Genomic DNA, 2,515 nt, shown 5'->3' on the forward strand with positions numbered 1-2,515 from the left:
TCAAGCACCTGCCTTGTAACCTTTGAGCCGACAAAAACTGAAATGCCTTGCGCATCCTTTGCCCTCAAGGCATTTTTTTGGGTGAGGTTTCCGGCAACAAAACGGCAGTCCGCATCTGGAATATTTTGGGAAAAGTATGCCTCTTTAGTCCTGATTGACTCAAAAAAGGCCACAACCGGCCGCTTCAAATGTTTTGTCATCTTTGGCATTTTGCTCACTTTATTGCCCTTTCTGCCCAGTCTGCCTGCGCACGACTAGCACTTTTTCCCTCCATCTATATAAATCTAGGGCTTGAAGAAATTAAACCGTTGGCGGCAAATGTTTGCTGCAAGAAAATTTTGTTCTGATAGTTTATTTTTTCGGTGAAAAAATGAAAAAAATTTCGGAGGCTGTATGGGAGCTTGAAAAGGAAGGGGACATGAACGTTCCTGGCCTTATTTTTGCAACCGACGAGCTTTTCCCGTCAGTCGGGCGGGACAGGACAATCAACCAGCTCAAAAACGTGGCAAAGCTTCCGGGGATTGTGAAAAACGCGATACTGATGCCAGATGGGCACGAGGGCTACGGCTTTCCAATCGGCGGGGTTGCGGCGTTTGACCCTGATGAAGGGGGCGTGGTCTCCCCAGGCGGGATAGGGTATGATATAAATTGTGGCGTGCGGCTTATTCGGACCGGCCTGCCACTTGGCCAGGTCAGGCCAAAGCTGCGCGAGCTTGTTAACCTGCTTTTCAAAAACGTCCCGTCCGGGGTTGGCGCCAAGGGCAGGATGAGGCTTGAAAAAAGCGAGTTTGAATATGCAGTCACGCAAGGGGCCCAGTTTGCCCTGGAAAAAGGCATGGCGCGCAAGGAGGATTTACTGTCCTGTGAGGAATACGGAAAAATTGACGGGGCAGACCCGACAGTTGTCTCTGACATGGCAAAAAAGAGGGGCACCCCGCAATTTGGCACCCTTGGCGCAGGCAACCATTTTCTGGAACTGCAGGCAATAGAGCAGATTGGGGCAGACTCGAAAACCCAAAAAGCTGCAAAGGCCTTTGGCCTTGAAAAAGGGGAAGTTGTGGTGATGATACACTGCGGCTCAAGGGGATTTGGGCACCAGATTTGCGATGATTACCTGCGCGTAATGCTTCGCGCCTCTGAAAAGTACGGAATAAACCTACCTGACCGGGAACTTTGCTGCGCCCCTCTTGACTCGAAGGAGGCTGACGAATATTTCAAGGCAATGAAATGCGCAGTTAACTTCGCCTTTTGCAATCGGCAGGTTATGACGCACTGGGTGCGCGAATCGTTTGACTCGGTTTTTGGCAGCCCCACAAGCGATGGGATTGGCGTTGTCTACGACGTGTGCCATAATATTGCAAAATACGAAAGCCACCAGGTTGATGGCAAGACAAGGCGGCTTTGCGTGCACCGCAAGGGCGCAACAAGGGCGTTTGTTGCAGGCAGGAAGGAAATTCCCGACATTTACAGGTCAATTGGCCAACCGGTTTTGATTCCAGGTTCCATGGGAACAGCCTCCTACGTGCTTGTGGGAAAGAAAAAGGGCATGGAGCTTTCATGGGGCTCGTCGTGCCATGGGGCAGGCAGGGCAATGTCAAGAAAGGCGGCAATAGAGTCAATGGGGCACAGGGACATTGCAGGCGAGCTTGCTGCAAAAGGGATAATCGTCAAGGCAACGCAGCCGCGGCTTGTTGCCGAAGAGGCGCCTGCAGCATACAAGGATGTTGACCAGGTTGTAAAGTCTGTCGAGGCGGCAGGCATTTCGGACATTGTTGCAAGGCTTGTCCCAATAGGCGTTGTAAAAGGTTGAAATCAGCAAAAACCGGCTTTCGCCTTGCCGATTCCCAACATTCTTCTGAAAAAGCATTAGATTTATTAATAAGAAATTTCATATCAGAGAATACGCGCACATAGGAAATCTCAGCTAACAAGAACAGGATACAAATCGGTTCATGCCAGGCAAATTCGCCTGGGTCTGGTTGGAAACATGGGCACAAAGGCGACTGCCGCAAATTCCCAAAAAAACCATAAGAATACCTGGCACAAGCAGCAGTGGACACTAACGCCGCTTTGGAAAAGGTTTTCATCAGTGCTTTCCAGGCTTGACTATTTTGAAAGAACGGTTGTTGGCACAAAAAACCAGCTTGTCCATCCGCAGCAAACTCTCCAAGAATCATTTCGCATCCTCTCTTCCCTAAACTCTTTTTTTGGCGCAGTCAGGCAGTCCAACCCGACAAGGGACGAACTTGCCCAAGTCGAATCCTCATATGCCTCTCTTGAGCGCAAGGCATGCGACATTGAGCAAAAAATCATTATGCTGCACAAATACTCAAATGCCGTGGATTCGCACCAGCCCCTAATGAAATTAAGGGGCAAGGCCGATGAGCTTTCCAATGAATACACCTGCGCAGTTGTCTGCGGGCTTGGGCAAATTGCAGGAAACGAGGAAAAGGCGTTTTTTGCAAGGCTGTCCCAGCTTGAGCACCAGCTAATAACGCTTCAAAAAAACTTCAAC

The 2,515-nt window shown here is 49.8% G+C and carries 3 protein-coding genes; 2 read left to right on the forward strand and 1 reads right to left on the reverse strand.

Annotated elements, in window-relative coordinates:
- Nucleotides 1-209 (reverse strand): hypothetical protein (locus tag FJZ26_05520; GenBank protein ID MBM3229866.1); only part of this gene is annotated, 209 nt, incomplete at its 3' end.
- A 161-nt stretch (nucleotides 210-370) separates the two neighbouring features.
- On the opposite strand from FJZ26_05520, the gene FJZ26_05525 reads away from it, so the two are divergent.
- The gene (locus FJZ26_05525) at nucleotides 371-1,810 is read left to right on the forward strand and encodes an RtcB family protein (protein MBM3229867.1); all 1,440 of its coding nucleotides are present in this window, start codon (nucleotides 371-373) and stop codon (nucleotides 1,808-1,810) included.
- A 177-nt stretch (nucleotides 1,811-1,987) separates the two neighbouring features.
- On the forward strand, nucleotides 1,988-2,515 hold a 528-nt coding region (locus FJZ26_05530; protein ID MBM3229868.1), incomplete at its 3' end, for a hypothetical protein.

This window comes from Candidatus Parvarchaeota archaeon (assembly GCA_016866895.1).
In the GTDB taxonomy this organism is placed as follows: Archaea; Micrarchaeota; Micrarchaeia; order Anstonellales; family VGKX01; genus VGKX01.

Excerpts from the sequence above, each read along its gene's own strand:
- FJZ26_05525 (MBM3229867.1), top strand. The coding sequence starts at position 371 with ATGAAAAAAATTTCGGAGGCTGTATGGGAGCTTGAAAAGGAAGGGGAC.